The following is a 22892-nucleotide window of genomic DNA, read 5'->3' as shown; positions in this document are numbered from 1 at the left end:
AAGTTCCTTACAGTGTGCAGGACTTCCAGAAATCCAGGACGACAATGCGTCCTCGCAGGTCGGAGAGGGTCAGATCCTTGTTGCCGGTGTTCAGCCAGCCGCCCTTGCCGGTCAGCTCGGGGGCGCGGACGCGTGCACGTGAAGCCATGTGGACATTCAACGTCACTCCGGTGCATGCGCATTCCGCAGGGGCCGGGGGGAACACCTCAGCCATGCAGCAATCTCCCGGGGACGCGTCCCCGCGCACGGGCAAGTACGTGGTACGTGACCGTATCTTCGGCATCGGTGACGACTACTGGATCGAGGACGAGCACGGCCGGCATGCCTACCTGGTGGACGGGAAGGCGCTGCGGCTGCGGGAGACCTTCGAGCTGAAGGACCCTGAGCGGCGGGTGCTGATCACCATCCGCAAGAAGATGCTCAGCCTGCGCGACACGATGACCATCGAGCGGGGCGACGAGCCGCTGGCCACGATCCGGCGCAAGCGGCTTTCGCTGCTACGCAACCACTACCGCGTCGAGCTGGTGGACGGCACCGAGCTGGACGTCAGCGGAAAGATCATGGACCGGGAGTTCGCGATCGAGTACGACGGCGAACTGCTCGCCGAGATCTCGCGGCGCTGGCTGACCATGCGCGACACCTACGCGGTCAACGTCGTCCGGGAGGACGCGGATCCGGCGTTGCTGATCGCCATCGCGGTGTGTGTGATCCGGCTGGCGGAGCGGGAGCGCGGGGAGGACTGAGAAGCACGCGTTCCGGGCGTACGGCGCACCCCTCTGCGGCCGGGAAACATCGGCCTACGATGGTCGTCCGAAAGCACTGCCGGGGTGCCCGTGCGCAGCGTAACTTAACTGCACAGACAGCAGCCCGCGTACGAACCGTCCGAGGGGTCCCGTGACCGTCCATCCCAGCCTTCAGTCCTCCATCGATGCCTGGACTCACTCCATAGAAGCGATAACCGAGCTGGTGACTCCGCTCGTCGAAGGCGAGTGGAGCAGGGCGACGGGCCTTCCAGGATGGTCCGTGCGTGATGTGGTCTCCCATGTCATCGGCCTGGAATGCGAAATGCTGGGCGACCCGCGGCCGATTCACACGCTGCCGCGCGATCTCTACCACGTCCGCAGCGAGTCGGCGCGACGTATGGAGGTGCAGGTCGACGTCCGCCGGCACCACACCGCGCCGGAGATGCTCAGCGAGCTCGAGTACACCGTCATCCGCCGCTCCCGGCAGCTGCGCAACGAGTCCCGTCAGCCGGACGCCGAGGTGCGCAGCCCGCTCGGCGAGGACCGTACGCTGGAATTCGTGCTTCAGCAGCGGGCGTTCGATGTCTGGGTGCATGAGCAGGATCTGCGCCGGGCGCTCGGCAAGCCCGGCAATCTCGACTCCCCCGGCGCGCATGTGACGCGCGATCTGCTGGTGAAGGTGCTGCCCGGCATCGTCGCCAAGCGGGCCCAGGCGCCCGCCGATTCAGCGGTGGTCTTCGATGTCAGCGGACCGCTGGAATTCCTGCGGACGGTCCGTATCGACGCCCAGGGCAAGGCCACCATCGACGGCAGTGTCTCGCTCGGCCCGACCGTGACGCTCGCCCTGGACTGGGACACCTTCCACCAGCTGGCCTGCGGCCGGGTGCGTCCGTCGGCCGTCGCCGAGCAGATCAAGATCGACGGCGATGCCGAACTGGCCGCGGCGATCCTGGACCACTTCGCGGTCACGCCGTAGCACCAGGGGTGGGCGGACGGCGTCCCGGCGGGTCTCCGCCGCTCCGCGCCGCTGCCCGTCAGTCGGCCGGAGAACGAGAGCCGGCCCCGGAGTATGAGCCGTTTCACGTGAAACAGCCCTGTCCGTTCCACGTGAAACGGACCCGGCTGCCGACCGCTCGGCCGCCTCAGGCCGGCACGTGAACTGCCTCGACCCGGCTGACGACCAGCCGTTCGCGCTCGCGTCGTGCCGCACGCCGGCGCAGCCGCAGGATCTGCGAGACGCCCAGCGCCTCCAGGACGAACATCGAGGCGAAGGCGATCCGGTAGTTGTCGCCGGTCGCGTCCAGCAGCACACCGACGGCGAGCAGGGTCGTCATCGAGGCGGTGAAGCCGCCCATGTTGACGATGCCGGAGGCGGTGCCCTGGCGCTCGGGCGGGTTGGCGGGCCGCGCGAAGTCGAAGCCGATCATCGAGGCGGGGCCGCAGGCGCCCAGCACCGTACACAGCACGATCAGCAGCGCCATCGGGGCATGATCGGCCGGCCAGGCCAGCACGAGCGCCCACATCAGCGCCGTGGCGCCCACGGTGCCCAGTGCCAGCGGGGTCCGGGCCGCGTGATGGCGGGCGATGACCTGGCCGTAGACCAGCCCGACCGCCATGTTGGAGAGCACCACGAGGGTGAGCAGTTCACCGGCGGTGCCGCGAGACAGCCCCTGCGCCTCGACGAGGAACGGCAGGCCCCAGAGCAGCAGGAACACCATCGCGGGGAACTGGGTGGTGAAGTGCACCCACATGCCCAGCCGGGTACCGGGCTCCCGCCACGCGTCCGCGATCTGCCGGCGCACGAAGCCGGCGCCGGTGTGGGCGGACGACGCGGGCGGCGGCTCGAAGCCCTCGGGGTGGTCCTTGAGGAAGAGCAGCAGCACGATCAGCACGACGATGCCGCCGGCCGCGCTGGCGGCGAAGGTCGGGGTCCAGCCGAAGGAGTGCAGGAAGCGGGCCAGGACGAGCGTGGAGACCAGGTTGCCCGCCATGCCGACCAGCGCAGCGATCTGAGCGATCATCGGGCCGCGGCGGGCCGGGAACCACCGGGCGCCCAGCCGGAGCACACTGATGAAGGTCATCGCGTCCCCGCAGCCGAGCAGCGCACGCGAGCCGAGCGCCATGGCGTACGACGAGGAGAGCGCAAAGCCGAACTGGCCGAGGGTATAAAGCACCACGCCGAGCGTCAGCACCTTCTTGGCGCCGAGCCGGTCGACCAGCAGACCGACGGGGATCTGCATCCCCGCGTACACCAGCAGCTGGAGGATGGAGAACGTCGACAGCGCCGAGGCGTTGATGTGGAAGCGGTCGGCGGCGTCCAGCCCGGCCACGCCGAGGCTGGTGCGGTAGGTGATCGCGACGAAGTAGACCGCGACGCCGATGCCCCAGACCGCCATCGCCCGCCGGCCGCCGGGCGGGTCCGCGGGCATCAGGCGGGCGGCGCCGCCTATGCCGGAGCCGCCGGTGCCGTCCGAGCCACCGGCGCTTCCGCCGCCGGCGCTCATCGCACGTCCCCCTGCGCGAGGTTGCGCACCCAGCTGACGTGACGCTGCACGACATCGGTCGCGGCGTCCGCGTCACCGGCGCGCAGCGCCTCAAGGATCTCCGCGTGCTCGGTGATGTTCTTGGCGATCCGGTCCGGATGGGCATGCATCACCGCGACACCCATCCGCAGCTGACGGTCGCGCAGCTGCTCATAGAGCCGGTCCAGGATCTGGTTGCCGGCGCTGCGCACGATGGCGGCGTGGAAGGCGCGGTCGGTGACGGACACGGCGGCCAGATCGCCGGACGCGGCCTGCTCCCGCATTGTCTCCAGCAGCTCGGTCAGCTCGCAGACCAGCGCCTCACTCGCGGGCACCGCCTTGGCCGCGGCATGCTTCTCCACCAGCAGCCGGGTCTCGACGACATCGGCGATCTCCTGCGCGGAGACCGGCAGCACCAGCGCGCCCTTCTTGGGGTAGAGCTTGATCAGCCCCTCGACCTCCAGGCGCAGCAGCGCCTCGCGCACCGGTGTCCGCGACACCCCCACGGCGTCGGCCAGCTCGCCCTCGGTGAGCAGCATGCCGCCCTCATAGCGGCGCTCCAGGACGGCGTGCTTGATATGGGCGTAGACCCGCTCGGCGGCGGGCGGCTGCTTGGTGGCGGACTCTCTGGCAGGCGCGGTGGGCGTGGACGCTGAGGGCATGCGCACAGGATAGATACAACAGGTATGCGTTCGACACCGCAGTCCGTGATGCGGACAGGAGGGTCACGTTTTCGCTGGTGGCGGCGTTATGGGGTCGTCATGGCGGCGGTAGGCCGGTCAGCGCCCGATGTGCGCCCCGGCCCGTCCGCCGCCCGGCGGTGCGCTCAGCCCGGCATAAGCGCCTGTGCGACCAATCGGTTCACTACCTGCTCGTGGGCGGGGGCACAGCGCTCCCGCGCCTCCTGCCGGTCGAACCAGGCGTATTCGGCGATCTCCCGGCCGGGGGCCGGTGCGATGTCCTGCGGCCCACCCGTGAAGCAGGTCATATGCAGCCGGCGCCCGTTTTTCCCGTGGGCGACGGCATGGATGACAAACGCCTCCGACAGCTCCTCGGCGGGCACCACCAGGCCGAGCTCCTCACCGAGCTCGCGCGACAGCGCCTCCCGAGCGGTCTCGCCGGGCTCGTACTTGCCGCCCGGAAGATAGAAGGTGTCGTTCCCGCGCGTCCGTACGCTCAGCAGCCGTCCCTCGCGCAGATGCAGCCAGCTCACCGACTTCAGCGGGGCGCCGCGCTCCAGGGCGATCAGCGGATGGCCGGTCTCCTCGTCCGTCCGCCGCCCGCGCTCCGTGAACCCGAGGTGTGCGTAGAAGCGGCGGGCCCGGCCGTTGTCCTCGAAGACCTCCAGGGTCAGCGCGCCGTGCCGGGCCGCCGCATGCTCCAGCAACTCCCGCCCGGCTCCGCCGCCTTGGGCCTCCGGCGCCACGAACAGCCCGCCGACCTCGGTCCCGGGCCGGTCCCCGTCCCCAGGCCGGCCGGTGAGCAGTCCGAGCAGTCCGATGACCCGGCCCTCGCGTTCGGCCACCCAGTTCTCCGCCTGGACGAGGTACACCTCACGGAGGAGGCGGGCCCGTTCGCCCGCGCCCTCCCCGTCGAGGAACGGGTGCGCCTCGCGCGCGGCCCGGGACCACAGATCGGTGACCACGTCCTGGTCGGAGGGGCGATAGGGCCGGATGATCATTTCGCTGCTCATTGCGCCGACCGTAAACAGCGCGGCCGACCGCGGCAAACCCTTTCCCGGGCACCGGCGGAAGGGAAACTCCAGGCGGATGTCGGGTCCACCTCAAGTCGTACAGGAGTCCCTACCTGCCGCGTACGGACCGCGGCGAATCTCATGGGTGAATAGAGACAGGGAGCCGGGGAGGCTCCGACACCCAAGGGGGAGTGGACCATGCAGCCCAGGACGAACGCCGGCCGTCGTACGCGGAACACCGTCGTGCTGGCACTGATCGTCGCCGGTCTGTGGGCGGGCATCGCCCTGACCCGCGGCGCCGCACGCGCCGACGGCTCCGGTCCGGCCGGGCCGGTGGGCCACTTCAGCCGCGCGGTGGAACTCATCCGCGGCTGACCGGCCCGCCGGTCGCGCGCGGCCCGGTCACACCTTGCGCGGCTCACCGCGATACGTACCGAACGACCAGAGGTTGCCCTCGGGATCGCGGGCACCGAATTCCCGCGAGCCGTAGTCGGTATCGGTCAGCTCCTCGATGATCTCCGCTCCGGCAGCTCTGGCGCGGGCACACACCTCGTCGGGGCGGTCGGTGACGACATAGCCCCCGAACGTCCCGGGGCGCAGCGGCCAGCGGTCGTCCTCGGTCTCCCTGACGGAGCCGAGCATGATGCCGCCGCCCTCCGGCCAGTGAAGCTGAGCGTGCTCGACGCGCTCGCCCTCCCCGTGGACCACGGTCTCCTCAAAGCCGAACGCATCGACCAGGAAACGGATCAGTCCACGGGCGTCACGGGCCCGCAGCGTCGGCCATACCTGGGGGGCGGGGGTGGTGTCGGACTGGTTCTCGGGCATGGCGCCGGACCTCCTGGGGCGATGGGTGGCCCCCGGTGGGCCGCCGACTTCAGCGTTCCCCGACGGCGTCCCCGGCGGCTTGGACGTTTCGGAACTCCTCGGCGAGCCACCGGCTGGGCGGACAGCCGGCCAGCGAGCGGAACTCCCGGGCGAGATGGGCCTGGTCGAAGTAGCCGCAGCGCACGGCCAGATCGGCCAGCAGCGGTGGGCGGCCGGTACGGGCCTCGGCGCCGAGCAGCCGACGTGCCCGGTCGAAGCGAATGACCCGGGCGGCGGTCTTGGGCGTCAGACCGGTTTCCAGCCGGAAGCGGGCGGTCAGATGGCGCGCACTCCAGCCGACGTCCTCGGCGAGCGTGGCGACCGGTGCGGCGCCCCGTGACCACGCCAGCAGCTGCCAGGCGCGGACGACTTCGGGCGACGGTCCGGAGCCCGGGCCGCCCGGTTCCCGTGACAGGCGGCGCAACAGAGCGGCGTCCAGCAGCGCGAACCGCTCCGGCCAGCCGCGGGCCGTTCGCAGTTGCTCGCCGAGGTCCGCGCCAAACCGTCCGAGGACGGCTTCCGCGGGGAGGTCGAGGCTCGCCAGCTCACCGGCCGGCAGCCCCAGCAGGGCGCGGGCGCCCAGCGGATGCAGACCGATCTGGATGCCGGACTGGCGGCCCTGGTGGTCGATCAGCGCGGGGCGGGTGTGCAGACCGCCGATGAGGGTGTCGTAGGTGCCGGGGGCCTGCCCGGGGTCCGGGTGGCCGGCCAGCGTGAGCGGCTCATCGAGGGTGAAGATCAGGGTCAGCCGGGGTGAGGGAAGCCCACGGTGGCGGGCCGGCAGCAGCCCGGCCTGCCGGTATCCGGCGTATTCGCTGACGTACGGCCGGAGCGTCGGCGCGGGGCGGACCCACGACTGTTCGTCCACAGGGCCGGCGCGGACCCGAGGCGGCGTTTCACGTGAAACGCCGCTCCGAACCGCCCGGCCCCGCATTCCGGCTCATCCCCAGGTGATGAGCCGCTTGGGCCGCTCCAGCACCGCCGCGATATCCGCGAGGAGCTTGGAGCCCAGCTCGCCGTCGATGAGCCGGTGGTCGAAGGACAGCGCGAGGGTGGTGACCTGGCGCGCCTTCACCTTGCCCTTGTGGACCCACGGCTGGAGCTTGACCGCGCCGAAGGCGAGGATCGCCGACTCCCCCGGGTTGAGGATCGGCGTACCGGTGTCGACGCCGAAGACGCCGACGTTGGTGACAGTGACCGTGCCACCGGTCATCGCCGCCGGTGAGGTCTTGCCCTCACGGGCGGTGGCGACCAGATCGCCCAGCTCCGCGGCGAGTTGGGGCAGTGTCTTGACTCCGGCGTCCTTGATGTTCGGGACGATCAGCCCACGCGGGGTGGCCGCCGCGATCCCGAGGTTCACATAGTCCTTGTAGACGATCTCCTGCCGCGCCTCGTCCCAGGCCGCATTGACCTCCGGGTGGCGCTTGAGGGCCACCAGGAACGCCTTGGCGACCAGCAGCAGCGGGTTGACCCGCAGCCCCGCCATGTCCGGGTCCTGCTTGAGCTCCTGGACGAGCTTCATCGTGCGGGTCACATCGACGGTGATGAACTCCGTGACATGCGGCGCGGTGAAGGCGCTGGCGACCATCGCCTGAGCGGTGGCCTTGCGTACGCCCTTGACGGGCACCCGGCGCTCACGGGCGGCGGCGTGCACGACGCCGGTCTCCGCCGGGGCGACCGCCTCGGCGACGGGGGCCGGAGCCTCGGCCGGTGCGGCCGGAGCCGCTGCCGGGGCGGCGGCCGCGTGCACGTCCTCGCGGGTGATGATGCCGTCCGGCCCGCTCGGGACGATCGTCGCCAGATCGATCCCGAGGTCCTTGGCCAGCTTGCGCACCGGCGGCTTGGCCAGCGGCCGGCCCGCGGATCCGGCACTCGTGCCGTTCGCGACCGGAGCCACCGGGGCGGCCGGTGCGGGCGCCGTGCGCCCGTTCAGCTCCGCCTGGAGCGCGGCGCTCACGGGCTCCGGCTGGGCCGGAACGCCCGGCTGGGGCTTGCGGGCCCGGCGCTTGGTCGAGGACGGCGCGGCGCCGTAGCCGACCAGCACCGCCTGCCGGCCCTGCGGCTCGGCCTCCTCCTCGGCCTGGGCGGCCTCCTGCGGCGCCTGGACCGCGGCCGGTGCCGTGGCGGGCCCGGCACCGGGGTCGGTGTCCACGGAGATGATGACGGTGCCGACGTCGACGGTGACGCCCTCGCCGAAGTTCAGCTCGTGCACCACCCCGTCGTAGGGAATGGGCAGCTCGACGGCGGCCTTGGCGGTCTCGACCTCACAGACGACCTGGCCGTCGGTGACGGTGTCGCCGGGCTGGACGTACCACTTGAGGATCTCGGCCTCGGTCAGCCCCTCGCCGACGTCGGGCATCTTGAACTCGCGGAAGCGCTGAGCGTTGGCGGTACTTGCAGTCATGGTCACGAACTCTCCTCAAACCCTCAGTACGCCAACGCACGATCAACGGCGTCGAGCACCCGGTCCAGTCCCGGAAGGTACTCGTCCTCCAGACGGGAGGGCGGATACGGGGAGTGGAAACCGCCGACCCGCAGGACCGGGGCCTCCAGGTGGTAGAAGCACCGCTCGGTGATCCGGGCGGCGATCTCGGCACCGGCGCCGAAGAAGACGGGGGCTTCGTGGACGACGACGAGCCGGCCGGTCTTCTGCACCGAGGACTGCACGGTGTCGAAGTCGATCGGGGAGAGCGAGCGCAGGTCGACGACCTCGAGCGACTTGCCCTCCTCGGCCGCGACATTGGCGACGTCCTGGCAGACCTTGACCATCGGACCGTAGGCGGCCAGCGTGAGGTCGGAGCCGGTCCGGGCGATCCGGGCCTTGTGCAGCGGGTCCGGGATCGACTCGGTGTCCAGCCGCGACTTGTCGTGGTAGCGGCGCTTGGGCTCGAAGTAGATGACCGGGTCGTCGCCCGCGATGGCCTGCTGAAGCATCCAGTAGGCGTCGGAGGAGTTCGAGGGAGAAACGATCTTGAGGCCCGCGACATGCGCGAAGAGCGCCTCGGGGGACTCGGAGTGGTGCTCGACCGCACCGATGCCGCCCGCGTACGGGATGCGGATGACGACCGGCACCTTGACCTTGCCCAGCGCGCGGGCGTGCATCTTCGCGAGCTGGGTGACGATCTGGTCGTAGGCGGGGAAGACGAAGCCGTCGAACTGGATCTCGACGACCGGGCGGTAGCCGCGCAGCGCCATGCCGATGGCGGTGCCGACGATGCCGGACTCGGCGAGCGGGGTGTCGATCACCCGGTCCTCGCCGAAGTCCTTCTGAAGTCCGTCGGTGACCCGGAAGACGCCGCCGAGCTTGCCGACGTCCTCGCCCATGACGAGGACCTTGGGGTCGGCCTCCATGGAGGCACGCAGCGACTCATTGATCGCCTTGGCGATGGTGATCTTCTCGAAGACGGCCATGGATCAGTTCCCCTCCGCGACAAGATCGGCGTCGGCGAACGACGCCTGGTACGCGGCGAACTGCGCGCGCTCCTCATCGACGAGCGCATGCCCGTCGGCATAGACATTCTCGAAGATCGCCATGGTGTCCGGGTCGGGCATGGCGCGTACGGCATCGCGGACCCGCTTGCCCAGGGCCTCGCGCTCCTCGTCGATCGACGCGAGATACGCCTCGTCGACCAGGCCCTCGGCCTCCAGGTACGTCCGCAGCCGCAGGATCGGGTCCTTGGCCTCCCAGGCCACCCGCTCCTCGTCCGCCCGGTACTTCGTCGGGTCGTCGGAGGTGGTGTGCGCGCCCATGCGATAGGTGAACGCCTCGATCAGCATCGGGCCCTGACCGGTGCGCGCCCGCTCCAGCGCCGCCTTGGTCACCGCCAGACAGGCCAGTACGTCATTGCCGTCGACCCGTACGCCGGGGAAGCCGAATCCGCGGGCGCGCTGGTAGAGCGGCACCCGGGTCTGCTTCTCGGTGGGTTCGGAAATCGCCCATTGGTTGTTCTGGCAGAAGAACACGACCGGGGCGTTGTAGACCGCGGAGAACGTGAAGGATTCCGCGACATCACCCTGGCTGGAAGCGCCGTCACCGAAATAGGCGATGACCGCGGAATCCGCGCCGTCCTTCTGCACACCCATCGCATAGCCGGTCGCGTGCAACGTCTGGGAGCCGATGACGATCGTGTACAGGTGGAAGTTGTTGCTGTTTGGGTCCCAGCCACCGTGATTGACCCCGCGGAACATGCCCAGCAGGTTCGTCGGGTCGACGCCGCGGCACCACGCCACGCCGTGCTCGCGGTAGGTCGGGAAGACGTAGTCGTCATCGCGCAGCGCGCGGCCGGAGCCGATCTGAGCGGCCTCCTGGCCCAGCAGCGAGGCCCACAGGCCCAGTTCGCCCTGGCGCTGGAGGGTGGTCGCCTCGGCATCGAACTTCCGCGTCAGCACCATGTCGCGGTAGAGGCCGCGCAGTTCTTCGGCGGAAAGGTCGATCGAGTAATCCGGGTGCTCGATCCGCTTGCCTTCGGGCGTCAGCAGTTGTACGAGCTGATCCTGCTCCGCCTCGTCGGGCCGGCCGGAGTTCCGGGCCTTGGCCGGGGACGCCTTCTTTGCCGACGTCGCCTTTTTGGCGGTGGTGCGCTTGCTGCTGCCGCGGGCGTTTTTCCGCTGCGCAGTGCCTTCCACGGTCACGTGCTGCTCCTCCGTCTGTCCGGCCCCCGGGGTCCGCCGGTGGCCGTATTGCGGCTCACCCGGTATCCGATACGGCGCACGGGGTGTGTGCGATCGCGGCCGGCTCCGGGTGGAACAAAGCTCCCGGACAGTGGCCTGCTCATTGCACGTTACCCATTGTCAAAGCCGAAGTGGAAACGGCGCTGACCTGCGATTTTGCTTGGATTTCCAAGTAAATCGCAAAGGTTTGGAACAACTCCTGGTCACAGCGTTGCAGGCCGCCGGGACAACGGCACGTTATATCGGTGACCTGGAGCACGGGAAGAGTTGATGTGTGAGACTGGGTGGGTGCGCGAAGACGGAAAAATCACGGTATTCCTGCTCGACGACCACGAAGTTGTCCGGCGCGGCGTCCACGAAATGCTCTCGGTCGAGGAGGACATCGTGGTGGTCGGCGAGGCCGGCACCGCCGCAGATGCCCTGGTCAGGATCCCGGCGACCCGTCCGGACGTGGCGGTGCTCGATGTCCGGCTGCCCGACGGGAGCGGAGTCGAGGTCTGTCGCGAGATCCGTTCGCAGGACGAGGACATCAAATGCCTGATGCTCACCTCGTTCGCGGATGACGAAGCCCTTTTCGATGCGATCATGGCCGGTGCGTCCGGTTATGTCCTCAAGGCCATCCGGGGGAACGAACTGCTCTCCGCGGTACGCGAGGTGGCGGCCGGGAAGTCACTGCTCGACCCCGTGGCCACCGCCCGGGTGCTGGAGCGGCTGCGCGACGGCAAGGCCGCCAAGGGCGACGACCGGCTGGCGAGCCTCACCGACCAGGAGCGCCGGATCCTCGATCTGATCGGCGAGGGAATGACCAATCGCGCCATCGGCGAACGGCTCCATCTCGCCGAGAAAACGATCAAGAATTACGTTTCCAGTCTGCTGTCCAAGCTCGGAATGGAACGCCGCTCCCAGGCCGCCGCCTATGTCGCCCGAATGCAGGCGGAACGGCACTGAACAGCCCGCGGAATGACGGCGCGCACCCCGGCGCAGAATGCCGCGGAGGCGCTGCGGCCAATGCCATCGGCAAGCTCCGCCGAAACGTAAACCGGGGTGCCATCCGCCGCTGTGCGCACTCTGCGTAAGGCTTTCCCGCACACCCACTCCGACGGGCGTAGTTGATCTAACATCTGGCGCGTGCTGCGCTCATCTGTAGTCCGGACGGCGGCGACGCCCGACAGAGACACCCTCGGATCTTTGCTCCGCCACTACGCAGGAGCCGGTGCGCCGCTGTCCTGTGAACCCGTCGCCGAGGGCCTGCTCAACCACGGCTACTTCCTCGCCACCACCCGCGGCCGCTACTTCCTCAAGCACCACCTCGACGGCGACCACGCAGCCCTCACCCGCCAGCACCGCGCCACCTACCGCCTCGCCGCGCTGGGGCTGCCGGTCGCCCCGCCCATCGCCCATACGGACGGCCGCACCGTCACGGTCCTCGACGGCCGCTGCTACGCGCTGCACCCCTGGGTCGAAGGCCGCCACCTCGGCGGCGCCGCGCTGACCCGCGACCAGTCCCGGCGGCTCGGCGCGCTGCTCGGGCTGGTGCACACCGCACTGGAGGAGGTCATGGCGGACGAGCCGCACCCGCCCCGGCCACCCTGCGCGGACGCCGGCGCCGACCCCGAGCGGACCTTCGAGACGATCGAGGAGCTGCTGGCCCTGGCCCGCGGCGCCCGGCCGCGCACCAGCTTCGACGAGCTCGCCGAACATCGTCTGCTGGAGCGCCGGGCCCTGCTGGCGCAGCAGGCGCACCGCCGGCCGGCCCCGGGTGCGGAGCCCCCCGCGGGCTGGGTGCACGGCGACTTCCACCCGCTGAATGTGCTCTACCGGGGCACCGAGCCGACCGCGATCGTCGACTGGGACCGGCTGGGCGTCCAGCCGCGCGCCGAAGAGGCGGTACGCGCCGCCGCGATCTTCTTCGTACGCCCCTGCGGCACGCTGGACCTGGGCAAGGTGGCGGCGTACGCGGGCGCCTACCGCAGGGCGTGCGGGGCCGGTGCCGAGGAGCTCGCGGCGGCCGTCCACCGGGTGTGGTGGGAGCGGCTGAACGACTTCTGGATGCTCACCTGGCGCTACCAGCTGGGCGACCGCCGCACCGATCCACAATTCCCGGCGGCGGCCGCCCTGGCCGTCTGGTGGACCCGCGAGTACCGGGCCGTACGGAACGCGTTCACCCGCTGAAGCGGGGGACGCCCGTCAGCCGGTCGTGCCCGAGGTCAAGCCGCCGGTGTCCGAGCCGCCGTCAGCGGTGCCGCCGTCGGCGGTGCCCCCGTCAGCGGTCCCGCCGGTGGGGTCGGTGGGATCGGTGGGGCCGGTCGGCGGCTCGGACGTCGGAGGCTCGGACGTCGGCGGCTCCGACGTCGGCGGCTCCGAGGTCGGCGGCTCGGACGTCTCCGGCGTGCTGGGCTGCTCGGACGGCGGCTGGGAGTAGGTGCCGCCGTCACCGGTGTCCTCGGGCTCGGTCTCCGGAGCGCTCGGCTCCTCCGACGGCGGCTCGCTCGTCTTGTCGTCCTCCGACGGCGTCGGCGACTGCGAGGTGGGCGTCTCGTGCTTCTTGCCCTCACCGCCGGTGTTCTGGAGCGCGAAGGCCACACCCACCGCGATGGCGATCACCGCCAGCGCCGCGATCAGCCAGACCTTGCCGCGGCCGCTCTTGGTCCCGCGGGGTCCGCCGTCGAAACCGCCGTCGTCGTCCCGCATACCGGGCGACAGAATCGGCTGCGCCGTGGTCTGGCCGGCGTCGGGGTGCGGCAGCGCCGTGGTGGCCGCGGTGCCCATGGCCGGGCCGAGGCCGCCCTCGTGCATGGCGACCGGGCCGGTGCTCCAGGTGCCGGTGTGCCCGCCCTGCTCATGCAGCATCTGGAGCGAGTACTGGACCAGGCCGCGCATCTCCTCGGCGGACTGGAAACGGTCGTCGGGGTCCTTCGCGAGCGACCGCATGACCAGGCCGTCCAGCTCCGGCGGCACCGCGTCGGTGGTCTGGGACGGCGCCACCGGCATGTCCTGCACATGCTGGTAGACGACCGAGAGCGGGGTCTCGCCGGTGAACGGCGGCCGCAGCGTGAGGAGTTCGTAGAGCAGACAGCCGGTGGCGTAGAGGTCGGAGCGGGTGTCGACGGTCTTGCCGAGCGCCTGCTCCGGGGAGAGGTACTGGGGGGTGCCCATGACCATGCCGGTCTGGGTCATGGTCGACTGGGCGCCGTGCAGTGCACGGGCGATGCCGAAGTCCATGACCTTGACGGCGCCGCTGTTCGTGATGATCACGTTCGCGGGCTTGATGTCACGGTGCACGATGCCGTGCTGGTGGCTGTAGGCCAGCGCCTCCAGCACACCGGAGACGATGATCAGCGCCTGGTCCGGCGGCGGGGCGTCGGCGTTGAGCAGCAGATCGCGGATGGTGTGGCCCTCGACCAGCTCCATCACGATGTACGGCACGGTGTTGCCGCCGACCAGGTCCTCACCGGAGTCGTAGACCGCGACCACGGCGTGGTGGTTCAGCCCGGCCACGGACTGTGCCTCCCGCGTGAACCGGGCCTTGGAGACCGGGTCCTCGGCGAGGTCTGCACGCAGCAGCTTCACGGCGACGGTACGGCCGAGACGGACGTCCTCGGCTGCGAAAACCTCCGCCATGCCGCCACGGCCGAGCCGTCGCGTGAGCCGGTAGCGGCCATCGCCGACCAGCCCGCCGTTGCCCCACATCTCCGGTGCGTCGGGGATATTGGAGCCGGTGGCCTGAGGATCGGACGGGCCCTGGGGGCTCTGCGTCGGTGCCATCGGTCCTCGCCGTCGAATCGATCCGCATGAGAGCGGTAAGGTCATCGGTCTTCGCTAGAGCACGCTACAGGTTCCACGACACCCACCGGTCCGTCGTGGACCGGCCATCACACCCGCCGGATGCCAAATATCGCAAGTTCACCGGGGGTAATCGGGCGCCAAAAGGTCGCACCGCCGTGACGGGATCTTGCACATCTGGTCACGGAACGGGCACACAGCTTGACGTGTCCGAGGCCTGCGGCAGACTTGGCTGCGAAATTGCAGATTTTGATCGCTATACGTACGGGTAGTGCGGCCTAGGGGGAAGCAAAACGATGAGCCAGGACGGCGCTCAGGGCCAATTCGAGGGCCGTTCGGTCGGCGGAGGACGTTACCAGCTTCGTGATCTTCTCGGCGCGGGCGGAATGGCTTCCGTACACCTCGCCTACGACAGCGTGCTGGACCGCGAGGTCGCGATCAAGACGCTGCACACCGAGCTCGGACGCGAGCAGGCCTTCCGCGAGCGCTTCCGCCGCGAGGCCCAGTCCGTGGCGAAGCTCACGCACACCAATATCGTCTCCGTCTTCGACTCCGGTGAGGACGAGCTCGACGGCGCCATGGTGCCGTACATCGTCATGGAGTACGTCGCGGGGCAGCCGCTGCGCTCCGATCTGGACACCGACGTCGCCCAGCATGGCGCGATGCCGACGGAAAAAGCCTTGAAGATCACGGCCGATGTCCTGGCCGCGCTCGAGGTCAGCCATGAAATGGGCCTGGTCCACCGGGACATCAAGCCCGGCAATGTGATGCTGAACAAACGCGGCGTCGTCAAGGTCATGGACTTCGGTATCGCCCGTGCCATGCAGTCCGGTGTGACGTCCATGACGCAGACCGGCATGGTCGTCGGCACCCCGCAGTATCTGTCGCCCGAGCAGGCGCTGGGCCGCGGTGTGGATGCCCGCTCCGACCTCTACTCCGTCGGCATCATGCTCTTCGAGCTGCTGACCGGCCAGCTGCCGTTCGACGCGGACTCCCCGCTCGCCATCGCCTACGCCCACGTCCAGGAAGAGCCCCCGGTCCCGTCGAGCATCAACAGCTCGCTGCCGCCGGCCGTGGACGCGCTGGTGGCCCGTGCGCTGAAGAAGAACCCCAACGAACGGTTCCCCACCTCCGAGGCGATGCGGGACGAGTGTCTGCGGATCGTCGGGTCCGGGCAGTCCGGTTCGACGCCGCTGATCATCAGTGAGGGTCCGCGGGCCCGCACCAGCGGTGCGTCGGTCTCCTCCGCGGTCTTCCCCACCGCCTCCGGCAACCCGCACACCCCGGCCCCGCCGAGCGTGCAGCAGCCGTACCAGCCGACGCAGGCGGCCCCCTTCGGCCCCTCGACGCCTCCGCCCCTGCCGCCGAACAACACCTACCCGACGCCCGCGCCGGGCCCCGTTCCGGGTCCGGCGCCGTTCAATACCGGTGGCTACCAGCCCGCGGCCTACACCCCGCCCCCGGTGACGGCCTCCATGCCGTCGGCCGGCGGTCCCGCCCCGCGGAAGAACAACAGCGCGGTGATCGTCGTCTCGGCGGTCATCGGGGTCGTCGTGGTCACCGCGATCGCGATCGGGATCGGTCTGAGCGCCGGTTCCAGCGACGACAACGGCGGGGACCTCAGCCCGACGTCGGCGTACTCCGACACCGCCTCGCCGACCGAGAGCGTCCGGCCCGAGGACAAGACGGCGACGATCCTGACGTCCGAGTGCACCAACCCGACCAAGAGCTCCGTCGACCCGCGCAAGATCCTTGTTCCGTCGTTCCGCTTCAAGAACCTGGACTCGGTCAAGAAGTGCATCGAGGCGGCGGGCTGGAAGTACAAGGTCGTCGCCCACGAGGACAGCTCGCTCTGGGGCAAGAACACCGTCACCAACCAGAGCCCGTCCTCCGACTGGTGGTACCCGAACAAGAACGACGCCATCGAGCTGACCGTCTCGACCGGCCGCAGCGACTGACGGCGACGGCCCACGGGCTCCCGGACATGACGGAGGGGCCGGCACGCGGACTGCGTGCCGGCCCCTTCCGTCTGTCCTGGTGCTACGGCCGGCCGGTGCTCCGGCAGGCTCATGGGCCCCGGGCTCAGAGGTACGGGCCCGAGCGGGCGCCGCCGTGACCGGGCGTGCCCTCCTCGCCGTCCATCGGAACGGCACCGGGCGGCAGCGCACGGCGCATCGACTCCAGCTGGGCGCGGGCCGCCATCTGCTGGGCGAACAGTGCGGTCTGAATGCCGTGGAAGAGACCCTCCAGCCAGCCGACCAGCTGGGCCTGGGCGATCCGCAGCTCCGCATCCGTCGGCACCGATTCATCGGTGAACGGCAGCGACAGCCGCTCCAGCTCCTCGACCAGCTCGGGTGCCAGGCCGTCCTCCAGCTCCTTGACCGAGCTGGAGTGGATCTCCTTGAGCCGGACCCGGCTCGCCTCGTCCAGAGGAGCGGCCTTCACCTCCTCCAGCAACTGCTTGATCATGCTGCCGATGCGCATGACCTTCGCAGGCTGTTCGACCATGTCCGTCAAGGGGGTCTCCCGGGATTCTTCGCCGTCTTCCCCGCCGCCGGAGCCCGCGCCGCCGAGCGCCATGCCGTCCGGGCCGACCACCAGGACGTGCGGATTCTCCTGCGACCGTTCATTCATCGGCATATCCATGCCGCCATTCTCTCGTACGCGGGCTCCAGGCAAGTGGTGCCCCGGGGAGAAGGTGATCCACCCTTTCCGAGCGGACCCGGCCGCCGCTGTTTCACGTGAAACAGCGGATTCTCGCCGTTTCACGTGAAACCACCGAAATCATCAGCCCCGGCGCAGCCGCAGGGCGAAAAAGGCCAGCCCCAGACCGGTGAGAGCGAGGCCGGCCCCCATCGGGAGAACCCGCTCGACCGGCGCCACGGGGGTGTCCATGGCGTACGGGGTCGCCGTGGCCGCCGCATCGTCCTCCGCGCTCTCCCGCGCGGAGCCACGCCTCTCCGGGGCGGGCGTCGGGAGGGGCGGCAATGCCTCGTAGGTGTGCCGGCTGAACCGGTCCGCGACGTCGTAGCGGTGCGAAGGAGCGGGCTGGGACGGGGCGGCCGCTGCCGCGTGGGATTCGGACGCCGTGGGCTTGCGGCGCTTCTTCGGGGCGCGCCGACCGGGCCGGGCGTGCGCACGGTCGGCGTCGGACGATCCCGCCGCGTCCGGGTGTCGATGCCTGCCGGGCCTGGGGAAGTCGGCACTGCCGCCGTCGGACCCTGAGATGTCGTACGGCGGACCCGGCACGGGGAAGCCTGGGCCGAACGAGTGATGCGGGTGGTGGTGCCACCGTCCGTGCCCGCGGAGCCCCCCGAAGTGGTGGTGATGCGACGGCCGGTGCGGAACGCCCGGAAAGGCGTCCGGCAGGCCGGGGTAGCGGTCCGGCAGCGCCGGGGCCCCTGGGTGGCCCCGGTGCCCGGCACGCACCCGGCCCCCTCCGGCCCCGGGCCCCTCGACCGGCGGCGGGCCGATCGCGAAGTCATCGAACCCGTCCAGACCGAAGCCGTCCGCGCCACCGGGGACGTCATCGGGCTGATCGCCCGGGCGGGCGAGAAGCGGGGGACGGTCGACCGGAGTGGCCCGCCGGTCGACGGCCGCCGCGGAGGTGGCTCCTATCGGTACGGGCAGCACGACGGCAGCCACCAACAGACCGGTGGCGATGCGCGAACGGAAACCTGGAGCGACCACAGTGCCCCTCCCGTGCCGAGCCGTCGAGTGACCTGCCCAGCGTCACATGTGATGAGATTCACGGCATCTTGGACATATCGGGCGGGTTACCGGGCGCCTACGCGGGAGGGCCGGGGGCGGCCGGGGGTTCAGACCGTCAGCACGACCTTGCCGACATGGGCACTCGCGTCCACGACCCGGTGTGCCTCGGCGGCGTCCGCCATCGGCAGGCCGCGGTCCACGACCGGCCGGACCTGACCGTTAGCGATCAGCGGCCAGACGTGTTCGCGTACCGCGGCGACGATGGCCGCCTTCTCGTTCAGCGGGCGGGCGCGCAGCCCGGCGCCGGTGATCGCGGCGCGCTTGGCCATCAGTGCCGCGAGATTCAGCTCCGCCTTCACCCCACCCTGAAGCCCGATGATCGCCAGCCGGCCACTGACCGCCAGCGCCTTCACGTTCCGCTGGAGGTACTTGGCGCCGATGATGTCGAGGATGACGTCCGCGCCCGTGCCGTCGGTGGCCTTGCGGATCTCCTGGACGAAGTCCTGTTCGCGGTAGTCGATGAGGATGTCCGCGCCCAGCTCGGCGCAGCGGGCCAGCTTCTCGGGGCCGCCCGCGGTCACCGCGACCCGTGCGCCGACGGCCTTCGCGAGCTGGATCGCCATCGTGCCGATGCCGCTGGCACCGCCGTGGACCAGCAGCGTCTCGCCGGGCCGCAGGTGCGCGATCATGAAGACGTTCGACCAGACCGTGCAGGTCACCTCGGGCAGCGCGGCGGCCGTGACCAGGTCCACGCCGGACGGCACCGGCAGCACCTGACCGGCCGGGACGGCGACCTTCTCCGCGTATCCGCCGCCCGCCAGCAGCGCACACACCTCGTCGCCGACGGCCCAGCCGTGCACCCCGGGGCCGAGCGCGCTGATCCGCCCCGAGCACTCCAGACCTGGGTAGGGGGAGGAGCCGGGCGGCGGGTCATAGAAGCCCTGGCGCTGGAGCAGGTCCGCGCGGTTCACGGCGCTGGCCGCGACCTCGATCAGGACCTCGCCCTCGGCGGGCTGCGGATCGGGCACGTCCGCCCAGACAAGTGCTTCGGGGCCACCGGGCTCCGGGATTGTGATCGCTCGCATGGGCGCGAGGCTACTCGCCGTCCGCGCACGGAGCGAAGGTGCGGGGGCCGACGACTACCACCGGGTCGGCCATCCGCCCCCGCACGACGTGCGGTTATTCATCCGCGCGGCGCATCGGGGCGACGCCGGTACCGGGGAGGGTCGGCTTGGCGGACTGCTTGCCGGAGTGGTCCGCCGCCTCCGCCGGGGCGGCCCGCACGATGGTGATCAGACGGTCCGTGCTCTGGAGCGGACTGGCCTCCGGATCGTCGTAGCCGAGGAGCCGGTGGCCACGCAGCACGGACACGACCAAGTCGTCGGTCTCCCGTACGGACTTGCCGACTTCCGCCTTCACCACCGTGCGTTCCACCAGGTCGAGGCCGCTGCCCTGCTGGATGAGGTCCTCCATGACGGTGCCCGCGCTGGGGCTGTGCACGGAGAGCCCCAGCAGCCGGCCGGCCGCACTGGCCGATGTGATCACGGAGTTGGCGCCGGACTGCCGCAGCAGCGGGGCGTTCTCCTCCTCCCGCACCGCTGCGACGATGTTCGCCCGCTTGTTGAGCTGACGGGCGGTCAACGAGACCAGCACGGCGGTGTCATCGCGCTGGGTGGCGATCACGACCTGGTGGGCGCGCTGGACCTCGGCCCGGAGGAGCACATCGCTGCGGGTCGCATCGCCGACCACCCCCGCGAACCCGTCGGCCACCGCCGCGTCGATCACTTTGCTGCTGGGGTCGACGATGACGATGCGGTCGCGGTGCAGCCCCGTCACACACAGGGTCTGGGCGGCGGACCGGCCCTTCGTCCCGAAGCCGACGATGACGGTGTGGTCGCGCAAGGCGTTTCTCCAGCGTTTCAGTTGCCACTGCTCGCGGGTGCGCTCGGTGAGCACTTCCAGTGTGGTGCCGACCAGGATGATCAGGAAGAGCACCCGGAGCGGCGTGATGAGCAGGATGTTCAGCAGCCGCGCGTTGTCGCCGTACGGGACGATGTCGCCGTATCCCGTGGTCGAGAGCGTGACGGTCGCGTAGTAGAAGCAGTCGAGCAGGTCGACCCGGCCGTCGGCGTTGTCGTGATACTGATCGCGGTCGATCCAGACGATGAGGACCGTCGCGAGCAGTACGAGCAGCGCCATCAGCAACCGGCGGGCGACCTGCCGCAGCGGCGGCTTGGGGGCACGGCGCGGCAGCAGCACCCGGTGCGAACGGTCCTCGGGCACCTCCCGCGCCGCGGCATCCTGGGACGGGAGTTTCACGCGCGGCCTCCGGTGGCCTGAGGGGGGTCGTACGGGTCCCCGGGGGCGGCCCAGCCGGGCGTCCAGCCCGCCGACCAGCCTGCTGACCAGGGCAGTTCCAGGATTTCGAGTGCGGTCCCGCGCTCCGCGCCCCCGGGCGGGACGACGGCCAGCGCATCGGCGGCGGCGATCCCGCGCAGCATGGCCGGGCCGTGGAAGCGCAGGGGTACCGCCGTCAGCCCGTGCCGCTCGTCGTCGCGGTAGGCCACCGGGACGAGCCGGGTGTCCTGCGGATGCCCGGTGACCGCGGCGGCCAGCGGCGTGCGGTACGGCGCGGCGGGACGGCGGGCGGCGAGCGTACGGAGCAACGGTTCGGCGAGGGTGAGCAGGCCGGAGACGGCGGCGAGGGGGTTGCCCGGCAGGCCGACGAGGTACCGGCGCGGGGCCAGACGGGCCAGCAGCATGGGGTGCCCGGGGCGTACCGCCACCCCGTCCACCAGCACCTCCGCCTCAAGCCCGCGCAGTGTGGGGTGCACATGGTCGACCGGGCCCGATGCGGTACCGCCCGTCGTGATCACCACGTCGGCGGTGGAGTCGGCGAGGGCGGCGTACAACGCGTCGGCGTCGTCCGCGAGATGGCGCGGCGGCGCCGCCTCGACGCCCAGCGCATGCAGCCAGGGAGCGAGCATCGGGCCGAGGGCATCACGGATCCGGCCATCCCGCGGCAGTCCCTCGTCCAGCAACTCGTCACCCAGGACGAAGACTTCGGCACGTGGTCGGCGGTAGGCGGTCAGCTCGTCGTAGCCGGCCGCCGCGGCCAGGCCGAGGACGGCGGGGGTCACCAGGGCGCCCGCGGGCAGCAGTTGGTCGCCGCGGCGGCACTCCTGGCCGCGCGGGCGGATGTCCTGGCCGGGCGGCGCGGGCCGTGGTGCGTACAGCCGTCGCCCGCCGTCGCTCAGCTCACGGACCTCACCGTGCTCGCTGCGCAGTACGGCGGTGGCGCCGGACGGCACCCGCGCGCCGGTGGCGATGGGGATCGCATGGCCGTCGAGGAGCGCCTCGGCGGGGGCGTGACCGGCGAGGATGCCGGACGGGGGGCCCGCCTCGGATGCGTCGGCGGGCCGGTCCAGGCGCCAGGGGCCGGGGCCGGCGACGGCCCAGCCGTCCATCGCGGAGGTGTCGAACGACGGCAGATCGGTGAGCGCGGTGAGGGGTGCGGCGAGCGTACGGCCGAGCGTCGCGCCGAGTGCCGAGGTCTCGGGTGCGAGCGGCCCGGGGGCGGCGCGCTCGGCGAGGCGGCGGGCGGTGTGCCAGGGGACGGCGGCCGGGGTGGGGCGCGGGCCGGGGCCGATGGGAGGCGCGGGGTCCACGGGGCCGGAGGGGCCGCTGCGGGCGGCGGCGGGGTCGTCCGGCGAGAAGGGGTCGTCCGGCGTGTACGGGGCGTCGCCGCCGCCGGTCGCGGAGGAGGCGGCCGCCACGGCCCCGCCGGCGGCGTACGGCGCGGTGACGGTCGTGATCCCGGGCCCGTCACCGGGCCGTACGCGCAGCGGTGCCGTGCCGTTGGCCAGCGCGAGCGCATCGTCGAAGGGGTCGCCGTCGCCCTCGGCCGAGGGTTTGTCCCACAGTCGGCCCACCATGCCGCCGGCCTCCCCGCCCCACTCCCCGTCGGTCATTCCGCGGGCTTCGCTTCGGCACCCGTGGCGCCACCGGCGTCGGACGCGTCCTCGGCCTCGGCCGCCCAGCGGTGGGCCAGCGCGGCGGCCCGGTCGGCCAGTTCCTGCACATCGCGGTCCTGGCGGCCCGCCGCATAACCGATCAGAAAGGTCGTCAGCGGCGCGGCGGGGCGGGCCACGCCGTGGGCCGCGTCCCGCGCGAGATCGAGAAGCGCCGCCGTGTCGACATCGAGCTCGATGCCCAGTTCGGCCTTGACTGCGGTGATCCATTCGTCCAGCACGTTCCCATGCTCCCTGATACGGGCGCGTGCCGCGCTGATGTCCTCCCAGGTGTCGCAGTCGAAGGAGGCCGTGGCGGTGGGGTCCGGGACCCGTTCGAGCTCCAACTCGGCCAGCAGCGCGCGCAGCGGGAGCCCGGCCAGGCTGCCGTGTACCGCCCGTATGCGCGCCAGCGCGCGGCGCAGCGGCTCGGCCCGGTAGGCGGCGACCAGCGGCTGGTCCCGTCCCGAGGCGTCCCGGAGCATCGCCCCGTCGCGCGGCGCGGGACTCCCGCCGGGTCCGGCAGCGCCTGGCGGGTGCGTCGCCGCCAGGAGGTCCCGTGCCGTCCCGGCCGTCAGAAACGGGAGATCGGCGGAGAGAACGAGCACCGTGGGGGCGGTGGTGTGTCGCAGACCGGCGTCCAGTGCGGCGAGCGGGCCGCCGCCGGGCGGGTCCTCCAGGGCGTGGACGACGGCGCGGGTCGTGGGGCGGGCGGGGCCGACCACGACGGTCGTCGCCGCGTCGGGGCAGGCGGCGAGCACCCGGTCCAGCAGCGGCCGGCCGCCGACGGACAGGGCGGGTTTGTCCGCCCCGCCGAGCCGCCGGGCGGCGCCGCCGGCCAGCACGACGAGGTCGTGATCGGTGTGCTCGTTCACCCCTTGAGTATCGCCGGGGC

General features: G+C 71.2%; 22 protein-coding genes. 6 read left to right on the top strand and 16 right to left on the bottom strand.

Annotated features, from left to right (window positions below):
* Window positions 1–7: 7 nt before the first annotated feature.
* On the bottom strand, window positions 8–148 hold the full coding sequence (locus AC3EUV_RS11700) for a thioredoxin domain-containing protein (protein ID WP_435602828.1): 141 nt from the start codon (window positions 146–148) through the stop codon (window positions 8–10).
* 64 nt (window positions 149–212) lie between these two features.
* On the opposite strand from AC3EUV_RS11700, the gene AC3EUV_RS11695 reads away from it, so the two are divergent.
* Complete coding sequence (locus tag AC3EUV_RS11695) at window positions 213–743, top strand: LURP-one-related/scramblase family protein (RefSeq protein WP_432141316.1); 531 nt, start codon at window positions 213–215, stop codon at window positions 741–743.
* Window positions 744–894: 151 nt separating this feature from the next.
* Window positions 895–1719, top strand: a complete 825-nt coding sequence (locus AC3EUV_RS11690) for a maleylpyruvate isomerase family mycothiol-dependent enzyme (RefSeq protein WP_432141317.1) — start codon at window positions 895–897, stop codon at window positions 1717–1719.
* 166 nt (window positions 1720–1885) lie between these two features.
* Here AC3EUV_RS11690 and AC3EUV_RS11685 read toward each other — a convergent pair whose 3' ends face one another.
* The 3 genes from AC3EUV_RS11685 to AC3EUV_RS11675 all read right to left on the bottom strand — a co-directional run bounded on the left by AC3EUV_RS11685 (window position 1886) and on the right by AC3EUV_RS11675 (window position 4958).
* Window positions 1886–3139: an MFS transporter gene (locus tag AC3EUV_RS11685; RefSeq protein ID WP_432141418.1), complete on the bottom strand. Its 1254-nt coding sequence runs from the start codon at window positions 3137–3139 to the stop codon at window positions 1886–1888.
* Between the two features lie 104 nt (window positions 3140–3243).
* Window positions 3244–3927: a GntR family transcriptional regulator gene (locus tag AC3EUV_RS11680; protein WP_432141318.1), complete on the bottom strand. Its 684-nt coding sequence runs from the start codon at window positions 3925–3927 to the stop codon at window positions 3244–3246.
* Between the two features lie 164 nt (window positions 3928–4091).
* Complete coding sequence (locus tag AC3EUV_RS11675; protein ID WP_435602803.1) at window positions 4092–4958, bottom strand: GNAT family N-acetyltransferase; 867 nt, start codon at window positions 4956–4958, stop codon at window positions 4092–4094.
* Between the two features lie 198 nt (window positions 4959–5156).
* Here AC3EUV_RS11675 and AC3EUV_RS11670 point away from each other — a divergent pair, with 198 nt between their 5' ends.
* Entirely contained in the window at window positions 5157–5333 is a 177-nt protein-coding gene (locus AC3EUV_RS11670; RefSeq protein ID WP_167536116.1) for a hypothetical protein, read from the top strand.
* A 27-nt stretch (window positions 5334–5360) separates the two neighbouring features.
* Here AC3EUV_RS11670 and AC3EUV_RS11665 read toward each other — a convergent pair whose 3' ends face one another.
* The 5 genes from AC3EUV_RS11665 to pdhA all read right to left on the bottom strand — a co-directional run bounded on the left by AC3EUV_RS11665 (window position 5361) and on the right by pdhA (window position 10454).
* Complete coding sequence (locus tag AC3EUV_RS11665) at window positions 5361–5783, bottom strand: VOC family protein (protein ID WP_435602802.1); 423 nt, start codon at window positions 5781–5783, stop codon at window positions 5361–5363.
* 49 nt (window positions 5784–5832) lie between these two features.
* Window positions 5833–6690 carry an AraC family transcriptional regulator gene (locus AC3EUV_RS11660; RefSeq protein WP_432141322.1) on the bottom strand — a complete coding sequence of 286 codons (858 nt, stop codon included), beginning with the start codon at window positions 6688–6690 and terminating at the stop codon, window positions 5833–5835.
* A 72-nt stretch (window positions 6691–6762) separates the two neighbouring features.
* A complete protein-coding gene (locus AC3EUV_RS11655; protein ID WP_432141323.1) occupies window positions 6763–8226 on the bottom strand; it encodes a dihydrolipoamide acetyltransferase family protein in 1464 nt (487 codons plus the stop codon).
* 23 nt (window positions 8227–8249) lie between these two features.
* Complete coding sequence (locus AC3EUV_RS11650) at window positions 8250–9233, bottom strand: alpha-ketoacid dehydrogenase subunit beta (protein WP_085923742.1); 984 nt, start codon at window positions 9231–9233, stop codon at window positions 8250–8252.
* Between the two features lie 3 nt (window positions 9234–9236).
* On the bottom strand, window positions 9237–10454 hold the full coding sequence (gene pdhA / locus AC3EUV_RS11645) for a pyruvate dehydrogenase (acetyl-transferring) E1 component subunit alpha (protein ID WP_327225698.1): 1218 nt from the start codon (window positions 10452–10454) through the stop codon (window positions 9237–9239).
* Between the two features lie 327 nt (window positions 10455–10781).
* Between pdhA and AC3EUV_RS11640 the strand changes: the two genes are divergently transcribed.
* Both AC3EUV_RS11640 and AC3EUV_RS11635 read left to right on the top strand, forming a co-directional pair.
* Complete coding sequence (locus tag AC3EUV_RS11640) at window positions 10782–11441, top strand: response regulator (protein ID WP_432141324.1); 660 nt, start codon at window positions 10782–10784, stop codon at window positions 11439–11441.
* 180 nt (window positions 11442–11621) lie between these two features.
* Window positions 11622–12665: a phosphotransferase gene (locus tag AC3EUV_RS11635; RefSeq protein WP_432141325.1), complete on the top strand. Its 1044-nt coding sequence runs from the start codon at window positions 11622–11624 to the stop codon at window positions 12663–12665.
* 15 nt (window positions 12666–12680) lie between these two features.
* Here the strand turns inward: AC3EUV_RS11635 and AC3EUV_RS11630 are convergent, their stop codons facing one another.
* Window positions 12681–14258, bottom strand: coding sequence for a protein kinase domain-containing protein (locus AC3EUV_RS11630; protein WP_432141326.1), 1578 nt, complete (start codon window positions 14256–14258; stop codon window positions 12681–12683).
* A 314-nt stretch (window positions 14259–14572) separates the two neighbouring features.
* On the opposite strand from AC3EUV_RS11630, the gene AC3EUV_RS11625 reads away from it, so the two are divergent.
* The gene (locus AC3EUV_RS11625; protein WP_432141327.1) at window positions 14573–16234 is read left to right on the top strand and encodes a protein kinase domain-containing protein; all 1662 of its coding nucleotides are present in this window, start codon (window positions 14573–14575) and stop codon (window positions 16232–16234) included.
* A 124-nt stretch (window positions 16235–16358) separates the two neighbouring features.
* On the opposite strand, the gene AC3EUV_RS11620 is transcribed toward AC3EUV_RS11625, so the two are convergent.
* From AC3EUV_RS11620 to AC3EUV_RS11595, 6 genes are all read right to left on the bottom strand, one after another.
* Entirely contained in the window at window positions 16359–16922 is a 564-nt protein-coding gene (locus AC3EUV_RS11620; protein WP_211117383.1) for a bacterial proteasome activator family protein, read from the bottom strand.
* Between the two features lie 141 nt (window positions 16923–17063).
* Window positions 17064–17966 (bottom strand): hypothetical protein, encoded by a 903-nt coding sequence (locus tag AC3EUV_RS11615; protein WP_432141328.1) that lies wholly within the window; start codon window positions 17964–17966, stop codon window positions 17064–17066.
* A 128-nt stretch (window positions 17967–18094) separates the two neighbouring features.
* Complete coding sequence (locus AC3EUV_RS11610) at window positions 18095–19072, bottom strand: NAD(P)H-quinone oxidoreductase (RefSeq protein ID WP_432141329.1); 978 nt, start codon at window positions 19070–19072, stop codon at window positions 18095–18097.
* A gap of 94 nt (window positions 19073–19166) precedes the next feature.
* Entirely contained in the window at window positions 19167–20306 is a 1140-nt protein-coding gene (locus AC3EUV_RS11605) for a potassium channel family protein (protein WP_435602801.1), read from the bottom strand.
* Window positions 20303–21958 carry a molybdopterin molybdotransferase MoeA gene (locus AC3EUV_RS11600; protein WP_435602800.1) on the bottom strand — a complete coding sequence of 552 codons (1656 nt, stop codon included), beginning with the start codon at window positions 21956–21958 and terminating at the stop codon, window positions 20303–20305. Before AC3EUV_RS11600 ends, AC3EUV_RS11605 begins: the two co-directional genes overlap by 4 nt.
* Window positions 21955–22872 (bottom strand): DUF6457 domain-containing protein, encoded by a 918-nt coding sequence (locus tag AC3EUV_RS11595; RefSeq protein WP_432141346.1) that lies wholly within the window; start codon window positions 22870–22872, stop codon window positions 21955–21957. The genes AC3EUV_RS11600 and AC3EUV_RS11595 overlap by 4 nt, the downstream gene beginning before the upstream one ends.
* Window positions 22873–22892: the final 20 nt, after the last annotated feature.

The sequence above is a fragment of the Streptomyces sp. bgisy130 genome (assembly GCF_057708345.1).
Note: the sequence above shows the minus strand (reverse complement) of the source record. Positions and strands in the feature narration are given on the sequence as shown.